Source organism: Streptomyces sp. NPDC058308 (genome assembly GCF_042880275.1).
Classification (GTDB): domain Bacteria; phylum Actinomycetota; class Actinomycetes; order Streptomycetales; family Streptomycetaceae; genus Streptomyces.
The window spans coordinates 13778-29465 of sequence record NZ_JBHVZA010000029.1; the positions used below are offsets into that span (position 1 = coordinate 13778).

Sequence of the window (15688 nt, forward strand, 5' to 3'; positions counted from 1 at the left end):
GTCGGAACGGTCGGTCGGAGCGGTCGGAGCGGTCGTGCGGAACGTACCGGGGTGTCCCGTACGTTGGGCAGGTCGGGGGCGGGACTCGGCCGTGCCGTGTGCACCCGCATGAGTGCCGGAGGGACGGGGGGAGACGCGTGTCGCAGCAGAGCCGTTCCGCGCGCCTGGCCGCGTCCGCGCTGTCCTTCCTCGTCACGGTGCTCGTCCTCTTCGTCCCGTCCGCCGCGGCGAGCGGGGCATCGGCCGACGCCCCGCCCACCCGGCACGCCGTGGGCGCGCGCGCCGGGAAGGCCACCGGACCCCATGACATCCCGGCCCTCCACGTCGCCGTCACCCACCGGCCGGACGCCCACATTCCGGAGCCACAGCCGGCCGGCCCGGCGCCCGTACCCTTCGACACGGCGCCGCACCGCGCCCTCAGCGGTCCCGACGCCCGGCCCGCCACCGCGTTCGCACCGCCCCAGCGGATCCACGCGGCGGCCGCCCCGCGCGGGCCGCCCCGCCGATGAGCACGCAGACCCTTCCCGACGCCTGACCCGTCGCACACCGCATGCCGTACGCCGTACCGCTTGCGCGATGCCCGGTCACGCGTTCTTCCTTCCTGCCCTCATCCGTGGAGAACCCATGTCACGCGCGCCCCTGTGGCGGGCGGTGGTCGCCCTCGCGGTCGTCGCCCTGTCCCTCTACATCGCCCTCACCCAATCCGCCCGCCTCGGCCTCGATCTGCGAGGCGGCACCCAGATCGTCCTGGAGACCAGGAACTCACCCACCGTCACAGCGGACGCCGCGTCCACCGACCGTGCCCTGGAGGTCCTCAGGCAGCGCGTCGACGCCCTCGGCGTCTCCGAACCGGGCATCGCACGCTCCGGCGAGAAGCGCATCATCGTCGAACTCCCCGGCGTGCAGGACCCGCGCAAGGCGGCCGAAGTCATCGGCCGCACCGCGCAGCTGACCGTCCACCCGGTGACGGGGGAGTCGCAGGCCAAGGGCACCGCGAAGCCCGCCGCCGACGGTTCGCGCACCCTGCCCGACCCCGACAGGCCGGGCAAACACCTCAGGCTCGGCCCCACCGCACTGACCGGCGAGGGGGTAAAGGACGCCGAAGCGAGGCTCGATCAGCAGTCTCTCGCCGGCTGGACCGTCTCCCTCGACTTCCGGAAGGGGGCGGGGGACACCTGGGCGAAAGTCACCGGCGAGGCGGCCTGCGCGCCGCAGGGCGCACCCGAACGGCGCGTCGCCATCACGCTCGACAACAAGATCATCTCGGCTCCCGGTGTCAATGAGGGTGTCGCGTGCGGGACCGGCATCACCGGCGGGACCACCCAGATCACCGGCAACTTCAGCCAGTCGGAGGCCCGCGACCTCGCCGCCCTCGTCAAGGGCGGGGCGCTGCCGGTGCCCGTCGACGTCGTGGAGCAGCGCACGGTCGGCCCGACGCTCGGCGCCGAAGCCATCGAGGCGAGCACCCGGGCGGCCCTCATCGGCATCGCCCTGACCGCCCTCTTCATCACCGCGGTCTACCGGCTCCTCGGCTTCCTCGCCGGGCTCGCCCTCGCGCTCTACGGCCTCATCTCGTACGCCGCCCTCGTGGCGCTCGGCGCGACGCTCACCCTGCCCGGACTCGCCGGGTTCGTCCTTGCCATCGGCATGGCCGTGGACGCCAACGTCCTCGTCTTCGAACGGGCCAGGGAGGAGTACCTCGCCGTTCGGTCGAAGGACCTGGCCAAGCCGGTCCGCACGGGATTCTCGAAGGCGTGGAGCGCGGTCGTCGACTCGAACGTCACGACGCTGCTCGCCGCCGGACTGCTGTTCTTCTTCGCCACCGGACCCGTCAAGGGCTTCGGCATCACCCTGTGCGTCGGCGTCCTCGCGTCGATGCTCACCGCGCTGGTCATCACCCGCGTCCTCGCGGACTTCGCCGTCGGCCGGGACGCCGTACGCAGGCGCCCGGCGCTGACGGGCATCGCCTCGACGGGCCGCGTCCGCACCTGGCTGGCCCGGCGGGACCCGAACCTGGTGCGCCACCGCCGCCGCTGGCTCGGCGTCAGCGGCCTGCTGGTCGCCGTGGCCGTCGCGGGCATCGCCCTGCGCGGCCTGGAGTTCGGCGTCGAGTTCACCGGCGGCCGTCTCGTCGAGTACAGCACCAGCAGGTCCGTCGACGCCGACACGGCCCGCGCGGCCGTGTCCGACGCGGGATTCCCGCGAGCGGTGGTGCAGGAGTCCGGGGACGGCGACATCACCGTACGCACGGAACGGCTGACCGACACCGAACAGCAGCGCGTCAGGACGGCGTTGGAGCGGCCCGGCGGCACCGTGACCGTCGAACGCGACGAACTGATCGGCCCGAGCCTCGGCAGCGAGCTGCGCCAGAAGGCGCTCATCGCCCTCGGGATCGCCGTGGCCGCCCAGCTGATCTACCTGAGCGTGCGATTCCGCTGGACCCTCGCGGCGGCGGCCGTCTCGGCGATGGTCCATGACGTCCTGCTCGTGGTGGGCCTCTTCGCGTGGCTCGGCAAACCCGTCGACAGCGTCTTCCTCGCCGCCCTGCTCACCGTGATCGGCTACTCGGTCAACGACACGGTGGTCGTCTTCGACCGCGTGCGCGAGGCGCGCCGCCGCCACCCGCGCGGCGATCTGGGGACCACGGCCAACCGGGCGGTGGTGCAGACGCTGCCGCGCACGGTGAACACGGGCATGGGCGCCCTGTTCATCCTCAGCGCCCTCGCGGTGCTCGGCGGGGACGCGCTCGCCGACTTCTCGCTGGCTCTGATCGCCGGGGTGCTGGTCGGTATGGCCTCCACCGTCTTCACGGCCGTGCCGATCGCCGTCGCGCTCGAGCACCGCAATCCTCCGACACCGCCGTCCGGGCGGCCCGGCTCCTCGGACTCGGCCCCGGCCGAAGTGCCGGACGGTTACAGCCCGTTGGAGGCCCGGCGCAGGAGGGAGCGGGGCACGGGAGCGGTCGTGTGAGCCTCATACCGTTGTGATGCCGTCGTGCTTCGGCCAAGCTCTGTGGCCATGGAGTACGGCGGCGCTGCTCGGCGCGCCGGGCCCGTACACGGCACGAACCGTTCTGACCGCGGGCCGGTACGCCGATAGCCGCTGCGCAAGCGGGGGTTCAAAGACAGGCTCTGAAACGCTCGGCCCCGGACCGCGACCGGACCGGGGCCGAGCGGCGGAGTGCGGCTCGATCAGAGGCCGAACTCCTGACTCGATCAGAGGCCGAACTCCTGAGGGGAGACGCCGAGCGCGGCGCACGCCTCCCGCAGGATCTGCTCCTCCGCCGGAGCGATGTACCCGTCCGCGCCCGCGACGACGAAGCCGGTCTGGACGACGGCCTTGGCCTCCGTCTGCTTCTTCGCCGCCTTGGCGATCTCCTGCATGGCCTCGGTCTTGCCGTGCTGGAAGTTGGCCGTCAACCGGTCGACGTGCTTGTTGAACCGCTGCCGGAGCTGCTCGGGCGGGAAGTTCTGCAGGACGTCGTTCTGCAGGATCAGCGACTCCACGTGCTGGCGTTCGGCCGGGTCGACCGAGCCGTCGGCGGCCGCGACCAGGGCGCACATGGCCATGCTGGCGTCCCGGTAGGCACCGCTCTTGAGCTCGGTCTTGAGGGAGGAGAGCTGATTCTTGAGGACGCCCACGAGCTGCGCCTTCGAACCCCCGCCGGACCCGGAACCCGACCTACCGTGTCCGCCGGCGCCCCGCGCCCCCTGCGACTGCTGCAGACCCTTCGCCTGGTCCTTGATCCGGTCCCACATCGCCATCCGTGCCACCTCGGTCTACCTGTTCGCTTCCACCCGCGCGTTCTGCGCGTCGTTCTGCCAACGCCTTCCCGGGTCCGGGAGTTCCACGTCCGGCGGACCCGTTGGATCCGGTTCCCGCCCGGCCCGCTCCAGGTCGGGCTCGGGGACCTTGGTGTGCAGGACCCTGTTGACGCGTGCCGTGTCGAGGACGCGTTCCCAGCGGGCGACGACGAGGGTGGCCACGCTGTTGCCCGCGAGGTTGGTGAGGGCGCGGCACTCGGACATGAACTTGTCGATCCCGAAGACGAGCATGATGCCGGCGGCGGGCAGGGTGCCGACCGTGGAGAGGGTGGCGGCCAGGGCGATGAAACCGGCGCCCGTGATGCCGCCGGACCCCTTGGAGGTGAGGAGCATGACGGCGAGCAGACCGAGTTGCTCGCCGACGGAGAGCGGCGTGTCGGTGGCCTGGGCGATGTAGACGGCGGCCAGGGAGAGATAGATGGAGCTGCCGTCGAGGTTGAAGGAGTAGCCGGTCGGCACGGTCAGGCCGACGATGTCCCGGCGCACGCCGAGACCCTCCAGCTTGGACATGACCCGGGGCAGCACGCTCTCGGAGGAGGAGGTGCCCAGGACGATGAGGAACTCCTCGCGCAGGTAGCCCAGCAGCCGGAAGATGTTGATCCGCAGCAGGGCGAGGACGCCGCCGAGGACGACCACGACGAAGAACAGCGACGTGCCGTAGAACAGGCCGATCAGGCGGCCGAGGCTGGTGAGCGTCGAGACCCCGTACTTGCCGATGGTGTACGCCATGGCGGCGAACGCGCCGACGGGGGCGGCGAGCATGACGTAATGGAGGATCTTGAAGACGACCGTGCTCACCCGGTTGACGCCGTCGACGAGGGGCGCGCCGACGGGCCCCACGGCCTTCAGCGCGATGCCGAACAGGACAGCGAAGAAGATGACTTGGAGAATGTTGCCCTCGGCGAACGCGCCGACCGCGCTGGAGGGCACGATGTCGGTGAGGAAGTGCCACCAGCTCTGGTTCTCGCCGTCCTTCACGTATTGCGCGGCGTCGCCGGAGAGCTGGAGGTCGCCGGGGCGGGCGTGGGCCCCGGCGCCGGGCTCGAAGACGTTGACCGCGATCAGCCCGACGGCGAGCGCGGCCAGGGTGCCCGCCTGGAAGTAGAGCAGGGATTTGAGGCCGACCCTGCCGACCCGGCGCAGGCTGTCGACACCGCCGATGCCCGCCACGATCGTCAGGAAGACGATCGGGGTGATCAGCATCTTGATGGCGGAGACGAAGGTGGTGCCGACCGGTTCCAGGGCGACGCCCACGGAGGGGGTGAGCCAGCCGGTCAGGATCCCGGCGACGATCGCGGTCAGGACCCAGAAGTACAGCTGTTTGTACCAGGGCTTTGACGGTGGTGAAGCGGGGCGCGCGGCAGGGGCGGTGGACTCGGTCGCTGCCATGGCGTTTCTCCTCGTCGGACAACGTGGATGCGACGTGGACGCAGCCGGGACGCGGTGCAGCCTGTCGACAGTGGCGGCAGCGGGCGGTGCCGTCCGTAGTGGGTCCTGGCCTTGCGTGGGTCAGAGCAGTTCGAGGAGCTTCTCGGTGAACTCGGCGGTGGTGGCGTCGCCGCCGAGGTCGGGGGTGCGCAGGTCGGTCTTGGCGAGCACCGCGGCGATGGCGCCGGTGATGTCGTCGGCGGCCGCCCGGTGGCCGAGGTGATCGAGCATCAGCGCGGCCGACCAGATCGCACCGAGCGGGTTGGCGATGCCGCGCCCCGCGATGTCGGGGGCGGAGCCGTGCACCGGCTCGAACATGGAGGGGTACTCCCGCTCCGGGTTGAGGTTGGCGGCCGGGGCGATCCCTATGGAACCGGCCACGGCGGCGGCCAGATCGCTGAGGATGTCACCGAAGAGGTTGGAGGCGACCACCACGTCGAAGCGGCCGGGATCGAGGACGAACTTGGCGGCCAGCGCGTCGATGTGCTCCTGGTCCCAGGTCACCCCCGGATGGGCGGCGCCCCGCTCGGCGACCAGCTCGTCCCAGAACGGCAGGGTGTGCACGATGCCGTTCGACTTGGTGGCCGAGGTGAGGGTGGAGCCGCGCCGCCCGGCCAGGGCGAAGGCGTAGTCGAGGACGCGGGTCACGCCGGCGCGGGTGAACACCGCCTCCTGTACGGCCATTTCCTCCGGAAAGCCCCGGTTGAGCCGCCCGCCGATCTCGCTGTACTCGCCCTCGACGTTTTCGCGGACGACGACGAAGTCGACCTCTCCGGGGGCGGCGGCGCGCAACGGGCTGTCGACCCCTTCGAAGACGCGGATCGGGCGCAGATTGACGTACTGGCGAAAGCCCCGTCGGATCGGGATCAGCAGGCCCCACAGCGAGACGTGGTCGGGGACACCCGGACAGCCGACCGCGCCGAGCAGAATGGCGTCCTTCTCCCGCAGCCGGTCGAGGCCGTCCTCGGGCATCATCGCGCCCTCACGGACGTAGCGCTCGCACGACCAGTCGTAGGAGGTGTACGAGAGACGGAATCCGTGGCGGGCGCCGACGGCGTCCAGGACCCGCTGGGCGGGCGGCAGCACCTCGGCCCCGATGCCGTCCCCGGGGATGAGTGCGATGTGGTGGTGGGTCATGTCCTGATTGCAGCAATCGGGACGCCCGACCGTCCAAGACACTCTGCCGATCTGCCTTATAGGGCGGCCCTATAGCCCTATAGCCCTATAGGAAGGGTGGGCGCAGGCGAAGTGCAGGGCTATGAGCAGTCGATGGCGGCAAGACCACAGGCCAGAAACGTCCGAGCGGCAGGCGACTGCTCGGCTCTGCGGCTCACCAGAGCGATCTGCAGCGTCGTCCTCGGCTCGATGTCCAGTACGTGCGCCCCGGCCCGCTCGGCCGTGGTGCGCCAGGACTCGGTGACCACGGCGAGCCCGACGCCCGCGAGCACCAGCGGCAGGATCGCCACCCGGTGCTCGGTCTCCGCCGCGATCGTGAAGCCGATCCCGCTCTCGCGGAGCCCGTCGACGTACGCGCGCATCCCCGTGCCCCGCTGCCCGACGATCAACCGCTGCCCGGCCAGCTCCTCGCAGGCCACCGCCCGGTCCTGTGCGAAGGGCCCGTCGGGCGGGGTGAGCAGCACGAAGCGCTGTTCCCCCGCGGCGTGGGAGATCACCTCTTTGTCGGAGACGGGGGAGATGGGGCCGGGCGCCGCGAGGAGACCCAGTTCGGCGGCCCCGGTGCGCACCATGTCGATGACGCCGCGCGGCGTGAAGGCGGCCCGGATGTTCACCGAGACGCCGGGGTAGCGGCCGCTGAAGCTACGGATCATCGTGGTCAGCGGCTCCACCGCCTGGGAGGGCATGGCGGCGATGTCGAGGCGCCCTTCGCGCAGTTCGTGCACCGCGGCGACGCTGGCCCGGGCCGTCTCCAGACTGCGCACGGCGGCCCGCGCGGGCTCGATCAGCGCCGTGCCCGCCTCGGTGAGCACGACCCGGCGGCCGATCCGGTGGAACAGGCTGCTGCCCAGGTCACGCTCCAGCGTCCGGACGGCCTGGGAGAGCGACGGTTGCGAGAGGTAGAGGGCCGAAGCGGCGCGGTTGAAACCCCCGTGGTCCACGATCGCGAGGAAGTACTCCAGCTGACGAACATCCATGCGCACATCCTCGGAGACTCACGAACGGGCGTCGGAACCCACCAACGGGCGCCGGAACCTGCGGACGGCGAACGGGGTACGGCGGACGCGAGTCAGCGGGGCGCGGCGGTGTCCAGTGCCGGGGCGATCACGTCGAAAGCCCGGTCGAGCAGCTCGGCCGGGTCCTCGGCGCCGTCGCTGCCGCTCCACCGCTGCAGCACCGTATCGAACGCGGTCAGCGCCATCCCCGCGGCCAGCCTCGGGTACAGCTCGGCTTCGGGGTCGAGTCCCGTGCGGCGCCCCAGCTCCTCGGTCAGGTCGCCGCGCCACTGTGCCTGGCGCTCCAGGAAACGGGCCAGCAGGGCGGGTGTCCGCAGAATGAGCTGTACGACGTTCAGCGCACGCGCGGAGTCGGCGGAACAGGCGGCGAGAGGAACCCCGACGGCGTGCAGCAACGCGACGGAGGGGCGCTCCCCGGCGGGGCGGCCAGCCAGCTCGACGCGTATGTCGGTCCCCATGTCGGCCAGAAACTGGACGACCACGTCCTCCTTGGACGCGAAGTACCGGAAGAACGTCCGCCGGGAGACGCCGGCGGCGGCCACGATCTCGTCGATGGTGACCGCGTCGTACCCCTTCAGGGCGAGCAACTGCAGTGCGGACTCGGTCAGTTCGTCCGAGACGAGTCGGCGTTTGCGCTCGGCCATGCTCAGTTTGGGGCGGGAAGTCACCACGACATCGTACACATCGGGCGTTCGCATGCCCTTCCTGGCGCTCAGGGGCGTCCTGGCATCTGGTGTCATCGGCAGCAGGGTGCGCCGGAGGATCGTGCGCACCCTGCCCGGCCGGTCGTCAGAGCTTGCGCCAGCGCGCGTTGGCCCACGAGAAGAGCCCGAAGGCGCCGAGGCCGACGGCGACCAGCACGAGCAGCCAGGGTCCCGCACCGGTGTCGGCGAAGGAGCGCAGGGTGTTGTCCATGCCTTTGGCCTCGCCCGGCTTGTGCTTGAGCGCCGCGGCGACGGCGAAGCCGCCCGCGGCGGCGAACACCGCGCCTCGGGTCGCGCCGCCGGAGACTCCGAGGGCGTCGACACCGCGGCGCACGCGCTGCGACATCTCGGACATGCGCAGCCGCTTGTGGAACTTGCGCAGGAGGGCGCGCCCGGCGATCCAGAGCCCCGCGACGATCACTCCGACGCCCGCGGCGGCGACGATCCACTGCCCGCCGGGCCAGTCGAGCACCTTGGCCGTCGCGTCCTGGGTGTTCCGGTCGCTCGCACCGCTGCCGCTGCCCTCGTCGCCCGTGGCGTAGGCGAGGACGGAGTACGCCACGAAGCCGTAGAAGACGCAGCGCACGGCGGCCATGGCCCGTTTGCCCGCGCTGTCGCCGTCGGGTCCGGCCTGTCCGAAGAGGGCTTCCGAGAGACGCCACAGCGCCATACCGGCAAGGGCGCAGCCGAGCGTCCAGAGCAGTACGTTGCCGAAGGGCTTGTCAGCGAGCTCCGCCATCGCGCCGCCGCGGTCCGCCTGGCGGCCACCGCCGCCGTCGGAGAAGGCGATCCGCAGGGCCAGCGCGCCGACCAGGAGGTACAGGACGCCGCGGCCGACGAATCCGGCGCGCGCCACCGTGGCGACGCTCCGCCCCTTGGCCGCCTTACGGGCCTTGCGCTTGCCGCGCAGGGTGGCCGAGGGGCGGCGTCTGGAGGAGCGGCGTATGGAGGGGAGATTCATGGCTCCCGGATGCCCCGCGCTCTCCGTCCCATGCGGATCCCGGGTGTTCTCGATACGGCTGGGGGGTGTTGTGGCGTGCGGTTCTGTCCGTGGCTGTGGCGGGTCAGTGGAATCCGCTGCGGGCACCGGTCCGCGCGCAGGAGGCCGGAGCGCAGGCCGGAATGGTGAACGCCCGGTCGAGGGCGGTGATGCGCAGCAGACGCCAGTTGCGCGCGCTGCCGGGAACGAGCCACAAGGTGCCCTGGTCGTGGGCGACTTGATTGCGGATCCGGACCAGCAGCCGCAGGCCGCCGGCGTCCATGAAGGTCACCTTTCGTAGATCAGTGACGACCCGGGGGCCGGCCCTGTCGAGGAGTGTCGTGACACGGGGGGCGAGCTCCTGGTCGGCCCAGGCGTCCAGTTCGCCCCAAAACGCAAGGACATCAGTGCCGTTCACCACGCGGTGGTGCAGGCCGAAGGTGAAGTCGGCGGTGCCCGTTTCCCAGTCCAGCAGTGTCTCTCTCCCTTCACGGAGAGTAACCAACAAAGCGATGGCGTGACGTGCAATGACCGGCGCCGGACGCCACCGAAGTCCCGGGCGGCACCGAGTTCATGTGTCAATCGTTCCCGCTCAGGGCCATTCTTACCCTCATGGGGCGGGGAGATTGGCCGAGTGTCGTAGCCGATCACACGTCAACTCCGCGACTACGGAGCGTAGTTATGCACGTGAATTGGGTCGCGGGGTCGCGCGGGAGCCCGGCGGGAGCCGCCCGGTGTCGTTCCGAGGGCGCACGGAAATCAGTGGCCCCGGCCTCGCCTCCGGCAGGGACACGCCACCTCCGGCAGGGGCGCTGCACCTCCGGCAAGGCCACGCAGGCGGGGCAGAGCGGGCAGACCGGTACGGCGGGGTAAACCATCGCGGTAGCCGATGTCCAACCGCGGCTGTATGTGGGCGAGTCCCGGCGGCGATAGCGTCGAAAACGCCGTTCGCGCCGGGACGTTCCCCGGACATCGACCAGATGGGTGGGGGCCATGCAAGGGTGGAGAAAATCCGTGCACGGGTGGAGACGATCCGCGCCCGGGTGGAGGAGATCCGCGAAGACGTGGTCGGCGTCCACCGCCCTGGCCGCCACCCTGGTGCTCACCGGGACGCCGGCACCGGCCGCTTCGGCGGCCGCCGTGAGCTGCCCGGCCATCGGGTCGGGTGACTCGAACGGCCTGGACATGCAGTACTGGCAGCTCTCGCCCGACGGCCTCGTCTGCGAGGCCGAGTTCACCACGGGCGCGCTCTACACCCCGCGCGGGCCCGGGGCGCCGCAGATCGACCCGGTGCGCAGACCCGTACGGGTGCGCGTCGAGCTGCCCGAGGGCTACGACCCATCGGCCGCCTACCCCGTGCTCTACCTCCTCAACGGCGGCGCCGCCGACTACGAGCAGTGGACGAGCGGCGGCGGCAACGTCACCGACAGCGTCACGAAGGCCGGTTTCAAGGGCATCGTCGTGATGCCCGAAGGCGGCAGAGTTGGCTTCTACTCCGACTGGCAGGGCGCCACCTACGGCAACTTCGCGCCCCTGTGGGAGACCTTCCACATCAAGCAGTTGGTGCCCTGGATCGACGCGCACTTCGCCACGTCCGGCCGTCGCGCCGTCGCGGGCATGTCCATGGGCGGTTACGGCGCACTGAAGTACGCGGCCCAGCGCCCCGACCTGTTCAGTGCCGTCGGCGCCTTCTCCGGCGGTACGGACATCCGGCGCCCCGATCACCAGCAGATCGTCAACGAGGGCACCACCCTCTACGGGGCCCGCTTCTGGAGGCACGGCTCGGGCAGCGACGCGGGGAACTACTGGAAGTACCTGTTCCCCGGCAACCCCGGCGCGCTCCAGCGCACCGAGCTGGTCTTCGGACCGCAGTCCGGCTGGACGGCGTTCAATCCGGCCCAGGTCGCCGGGAGCCGACCCGACGCGTACCGGTCGTACCAGGGGAAGCTGGCGCTCTACGCCGGCCGGAACGAGGACCCGTACACGTGGAACAACGAGCTCCACGCGACGCTGAAGCAGCAGAGCGTCCCCCACCGGTACTGCTCGGGCCCCGGCGGACACGACTTCTCCACCTGGACGCCGGCACTGGAGCACTTCCTCCGCTTCGCCTTCGGTGCGACGTCCACCCCGTGCCCCGACACCACCGGCTGGCGACAGGAACCCTGAGTCGGTGCCGGACGCCCTCAGGAGAGCAGCAGCATCACGATCGACACGAGGGCGAGCAGCCCGACGTACGCCCAGGCGTGGGTGCGATCGGGTATCCGCGGCGGGCGACGTCGCAGCACCGCGATGACCGGCAGGGCACCGAGCAACAGCGCCGAGGCCGCGCGGTAGTCGAGCAGACCCACCAGGTGCACGTGAGCGTCCGACGCGGCCGGGACCGCCGCCACGCAGAGCGAGACCGCCGTGGCCGGGAGCGCGATGGCGAGGGTCAGCGGGTTGGCCAGCGAGGTCGCCACTCGCATGGGGTGCCCGGCCCGCCGCATCGCCGGGACGGTCATGACACTGCCGCCCACACCTAGGAAGGCGGCGACGGCGCCGATCGGTGCGCCGAGGGCGGCCGGCAGCGGGCGCGGAGCGTCGGTGGCCACCGCCGTCCGCGGGTGCGGGCGCACGAAGCCCGGGCGCAGCAGCAAGTCGACGATGGTGAGCGCGACATAGCCGACGAACGCCCAGCGGGCCAGGCCGGCCGGGGCGAGACGGGCGGCGAACGCCCCGGCCGAGGCACCGGCCGTCAGCAGCACGAGCAGTCCGCCGCTGCCACGGAGCGCACGGAGCACCCGCCGCGGGGTGACGGCCGTCGCGAACGCCGCGTTCACCACCATCACCAGGGCCGACGTGGCCGTCGCCACCCGCATCGCGTCCGCCCCGAGCACGGCGTCCGCCCACACCACGACCGGCACCGCCACGAACCCGCCGCCGAAGCCGAACAGCACCGTCGTCACACCGGTGAGGAGCCCCACCCCGACCAACATCACAAAGACCATGCGGACCACCCCATCAGGCGCGCTCAGTGGCTCGCATCCGATGGTCGGCCCGGTTTCTTCGCGTCCCGGCCACTACAGTGGACCCGGTGAGGAACGTCCCGCTGGCCGAGGTCGACCACGTCGACCGGGCCGTCCTGCCGATCGGCACCGACTACGCCCCCGGCCACGTCCTGGACTGGCACGAACACCGTCGGGCGCAGTTCCTCTACGGCGCCACCGGGGTCATGGCCGTCGACACCGCCGAAGGCGCCTGGACCGTGCCGCCCGAGCGCGCCGTACTGATCCCGCCCGCCACCCGCCACCGGGTCCGCATGCTGGGGGTGAGCACCCGGAGCCTCTACATCGAACCGCACGCCGTCCCGTGGTGGCCCACCACCTGCACGGTCGTGGACGTGCCGCCGCTGCTGCGCGAACTGCTCCTGGCCGCGGTCGAGTTCGAGGCGGACTACAGCCTCTCCGGGCGGTCCGGGAGCATCGCCGCGCTTCTCCTGTACGAGATCGCCGAGCGCGCCCCGCTCCCCTTCCACGTGGGGATCCCCGCCTCCGCCGACCTCGCCGGGCTCTGCCGCGCGTACTTGGCCGCGCCTGACCCCGACGCCACCAACGCCGCGTGGGCCGCCCGGACCGCGATGAGCGAACGGGCCTTCACCCGGCGCTTCCGCGCCGAGACGGGCGACAGCCCAGCCGTGTGGCGGGGCCGCGCCCGGCTGCTCGCGGCCCTCCCGCTCCTGCGCACCGCCTCGGTCAGCGAGGTCGGCGCCCGGATCGGCTACTCGTCCCCCGCGGCGTTCACCGCCGCCTTCACCCGCGCCTTCGGCCTCCCGCCGTCCCGCTTCGCCGCGGGCCGGAGGGGCGTCGGCGGGTCCTGATCAGTCCTGTTCCCGCTCCACGGGGAGCCAGAGCTCGGCGTCCGCCTCGGCCCCGTCCGCCGAAGGGCGCGTGCGCAGGATCTCGGGGCCGGGACGGCCGCGGTACGGGTTCGACGGGAACCACTCGGTGAACACGTCACGCCACAGGTACTGGATGGTTTCCGGTACCGGCCCCGAGGTCGCGAAGACCGCCCACGTCCCGGCCGGAACGGACAGCGTGGCCGCGCCTTCCGGGGCGGGCGCGGACGTGACGACACCTTGGTAGTAGTCGAGTTCGGTGCCTTCGGCACGGCTCGGGTCCAGGTCGTCGCAGACGGCGAGGACACCCCGCGGCTCGTGCTCCGACAGCTTCTCCAGACGCTCCGTGTCCGCTCGGGGAATCGCCCGGACGAAGTCGATGATCGCCTGGTTCGGGCCCGCGTGCACCAGCGGCACCCGGGCCTTGGGCCCGACGACGGTGAAGGCCGGCTTGTCCACCACGCGATAGCGCATATCGCTGCCCCCTTCGATGGTGAGGCGGAAGGTCATCCGGGACTGGGAGCTGAGCGTCGCCGCGGTGCGCCTGGCCTCGCCGGGCCCGATGCCGTGCATGGCGCGGAACGCCCGGGCGAACGCCTCGCCCGAGCCGTAGCCGTGGCGGACCGCGATCTCCAGGAGCGTGTCCCGCCCCGCGAGCACCTCGGCGCCCGCGAGCGTGAGCCGCCGACGCCGGACGTACTCCGACAGCGGCATGCCCGCGAGCGCCGAGAACATCCGGCGCAGGTGGTACTCCGAGGTGGCCGCGACGCGTGCCGCCTCTGCCACGTCGACGGACTGGCCGAGATGGCGCTCGATGTACTCCATGGCCTGGTTGAGCCGCTCCAGCACGCCGGGCCTCCTTCCTCTCCTGCGATCACCACGCTAGGGCGCGCGTACGGTGTCGGACCCGACATTCTGTGCCCGATGCGGTCGGGTCAGCGCCTGAGCTCCGGCGGCAGCTCCACCCAGCGGCGTGGGCGACTGTTGTCGGTGGCCGCGCGCCCGTCGGTGACGCGGAGCCCGGCAGCCGCACAGGCGTAGGCCAGCTCGCGTGCGGTGTACGGGGCCCCGGGCCCGGACTGCCAGAAGCGGAAGCGCCAGTACGCCGACGGTTGCGCCGCGTCCGGATCGGGATAGATCTCCTCGCGGTCCACGCACCGGCCGTCCCTGACGAGGGTGCCGTGTGTGCCGCCCTTGGGGTTGAAGTACACCCCGTACGCGGTGGTCCGCGGTGATATCGCCTGCAGTACGCCGTCGTCGCTCGGCATGTACCCGTCCTGTGTGATGACGCAGCCGCCGGGGCTGCCGGGCAGGGCGGTCACCGAGACGTAGCGCAAGGGCGCGTCGTAGTCCTCCTTGTCGAACGGGGCGTGCTCCGGCGCGACTTCGGGGCAGCGCGCCGGGTCCGCGCCCAGCCGCCGGACGACCTCCTCCTCGTCCAGATCGCGGACGAAGGCGATGCCGAGCCCTTCGGTCCACGCCTCGTCGTCGAACGCCTCGATGAGCGCGTCCGCGGCACGGAAGGCGGCCAGCTCCTCCGCCGGCAGCGGCACCGCACCAGGCAGCCCCGCGACGGTCGGCGCGAGCGGTGTCGTCAGGAGCAGCCGGCCCGGCGACCAGGGGCCGGTCTGCGGACTCCACACGTCCGCTCCGGCCGCGACGAGGGCACGCACGCTCTCCTCGTCGCCCCGGCAGGCGGCGTGCCACAGCGCGGTGTGCCCTTCCTCGTCGGCCACGTCGACCCGCGCGACGTGGGGGAGCAGCACGGCCACCGCCGCCGCGTCGCCCCGCTCCGCGGCCAGATGCAGGGGAGTGGCGCCGGACCAGACGACGGCGTCGGCCCGTGCGCCGCCGTCGAGGCGGGCCCGGAGCAGTGCCGCGTCGCCCCAGTCCTCGTACCGCATGCCCTCCCAGTCGGCCCGCGGCACGTAACGCACCCGCTCCTCCTCCTGCTCCCGACGCATCCTGCGCTCGTACGCGGACGCCGGGCGGGCGAGGAATTCGGGCGGACCGTCCCACTGCGCCACCATGATGAGCTCGGGGCCCGTGTCCGCCTCCGTGCCCCGGGCCGGAAGGCCGGGCCACACCTCCATGGCGCGGGTGGCCGCGGCGCGCAGTGCGTCGGCGTCGACCGGCGTGGCGGTCTCGGGAACGTCTTCGTCGGGCCACTCCACGACCAGCCGCGTCACGCCGGGCGGCGGCAGCTCCGGCAGGTACAGGTCGACGGCCGTCCTGAAGAGTGCCCCACGGCCGTCGCTCAGGGCCGGATCCAGCGGGATCAGGCCGGACCGCGCTCCCTGCGCGCTCATCGCGGCATACATCTGCGCCGGCCCGAGCACCGACTCCTCGGGCGCGTCGAGCGAGGTCACCTGCCGGCCGTCCGCCAGCAGGAGCCCCACCCGGAGCCCCGACTGCCGGTCGCGACGCTCGTCCTGCCGGAGCACCAGCCGGTGCACGGAGAGGTGCAAAGTGACCGAGTCCGGCCACACGGACCAGCCGGTCACCAGCACCTTGGCGGCCGGTCCGGCACCGGCCACCGCCAGTTGTGGCACCAGTGCCGGCGCGAACCAGTCGGCCGGTGGCCGGTCGCGGGGCGCGTCGTCTCCCCAAGGGCCCAGCCTGACCACTTCGCCGCGCGGCTCGGCCGGTTCCTCCGGAAACACCAAGTCGTCAAAGAATCCCATGCG

General features: G+C 72.0%; 14 protein-coding genes. 4 read left to right on the forward strand and 10 right to left on the reverse strand.

From position 1 onward, the window contains the following. The first annotated feature begins 137 nt into the window (after positions 1-137). Positions 138-509 (forward strand): hypothetical protein, encoded by a 372-nt coding sequence (locus ACFVYL_RS30730; RefSeq protein WP_389721707.1) that lies wholly within the window; start codon positions 138-140, stop codon positions 507-509. Positions 510-624: 115 nt separating this feature from the next. Then, positions 625-2970: a protein translocase subunit SecD gene (secD, locus tag ACFVYL_RS30735; protein WP_389721709.1), complete on the forward strand. Its 2346-nt coding sequence runs from the start codon at positions 625-627 to the stop codon at positions 2968-2970. Positions 2971-3215: 245 nt separating this feature from the next. On the opposite strand, the gene ACFVYL_RS30740 is transcribed toward secD, so the two are convergent. The 7 genes from ACFVYL_RS30740 to ACFVYL_RS30770 form a co-directional block, all read right to left on the reverse strand. Continuing rightward, the gene (locus tag ACFVYL_RS30740) at positions 3216-3764 is read right to left on the reverse strand and encodes a tellurite resistance TerB family protein (RefSeq protein ID WP_389721711.1); all 549 of its coding nucleotides are present in this window, start codon (positions 3762-3764) and stop codon (positions 3216-3218) included. A 15-nt stretch (positions 3765-3779) separates the two neighbouring features. After that, positions 3780-5213, reverse strand: a complete 1434-nt coding sequence (gene dctA / locus ACFVYL_RS30745; protein WP_389721713.1) for a C4-dicarboxylate transporter DctA — start codon at positions 5211-5213, stop codon at positions 3780-3782. Between the two features lie 120 nt (positions 5214-5333). Further along, positions 5334-6389 (reverse strand): tartrate dehydrogenase, encoded by a 1056-nt coding sequence (locus ACFVYL_RS30750; protein WP_389721715.1) that lies wholly within the window; start codon positions 6387-6389, stop codon positions 5334-5336. A 119-nt stretch (positions 6390-6508) separates the two neighbouring features. Beyond that, positions 6509-7405: a LysR family transcriptional regulator gene (locus ACFVYL_RS30755; protein WP_389721717.1), complete on the reverse strand. Its 897-nt coding sequence runs from the start codon at positions 7403-7405 to the stop codon at positions 6509-6511. Between the two features lie 92 nt (positions 7406-7497). Continuing rightward, a complete protein-coding gene (locus ACFVYL_RS30760) occupies positions 7498-8142 on the reverse strand; it encodes a TetR family transcriptional regulator (protein WP_389721719.1) in 645 nt (214 codons plus the stop codon). A gap of 91 nt (positions 8143-8233) precedes the next feature. After that, a complete protein-coding gene (locus ACFVYL_RS30765) occupies positions 8234-9109 on the reverse strand; it encodes a DUF1206 domain-containing protein (RefSeq protein ID WP_389721721.1) in 876 nt (291 codons plus the stop codon). 103 nt (positions 9110-9212) lie between these two features. Next, positions 9213-9632, reverse strand: a complete 420-nt coding sequence (locus ACFVYL_RS30770) for an STAS domain-containing protein (protein WP_389721723.1) — start codon at positions 9630-9632, stop codon at positions 9213-9215. Positions 9633-10141: 509 nt separating this feature from the next. Between ACFVYL_RS30770 and ACFVYL_RS30775 the strand changes: the two genes are divergently transcribed. Beyond that, positions 10142-11293, forward strand: coding sequence for an alpha/beta hydrolase (locus ACFVYL_RS30775; protein WP_389721725.1), 1152 nt, complete (start codon positions 10142-10144; stop codon positions 11291-11293). A gap of 17 nt (positions 11294-11310) precedes the next feature. On the opposite strand, the gene ACFVYL_RS30780 is transcribed toward ACFVYL_RS30775, so the two are convergent. Beyond that, positions 11311-12114: a TSUP family transporter gene (locus ACFVYL_RS30780; RefSeq protein ID WP_389721727.1), complete on the reverse strand. Its 804-nt coding sequence runs from the start codon at positions 12112-12114 to the stop codon at positions 11311-11313. A gap of 86 nt (positions 12115-12200) precedes the next feature. Here ACFVYL_RS30780 and ACFVYL_RS30785 point away from each other — a divergent pair, with 86 nt between their 5' ends. Next, the gene (locus tag ACFVYL_RS30785) at positions 12201-12983 is read left to right on the forward strand and encodes a helix-turn-helix domain-containing protein (protein ID WP_389721729.1); all 783 of its coding nucleotides are present in this window, start codon (positions 12201-12203) and stop codon (positions 12981-12983) included. Here the strand turns inward: ACFVYL_RS30785 and ACFVYL_RS30790 are convergent, their stop codons facing one another. After that, positions 12984-13850 carry a GyrI-like domain-containing protein gene (locus ACFVYL_RS30790; protein ID WP_389721731.1) on the reverse strand — a complete coding sequence of 289 codons (867 nt, stop codon included), beginning with the start codon at positions 13848-13850 and terminating at the stop codon, positions 12984-12986. Positions 13851-13936: 86 nt separating this feature from the next. Beyond that, positions 13937-15685: an ankyrin repeat domain-containing protein gene (locus tag ACFVYL_RS30795; RefSeq protein WP_389721733.1), complete on the reverse strand. Its 1749-nt coding sequence runs from the start codon at positions 15683-15685 to the stop codon at positions 13937-13939. Between the last annotated feature and the right edge of the window lie 3 nt (positions 15686-15688).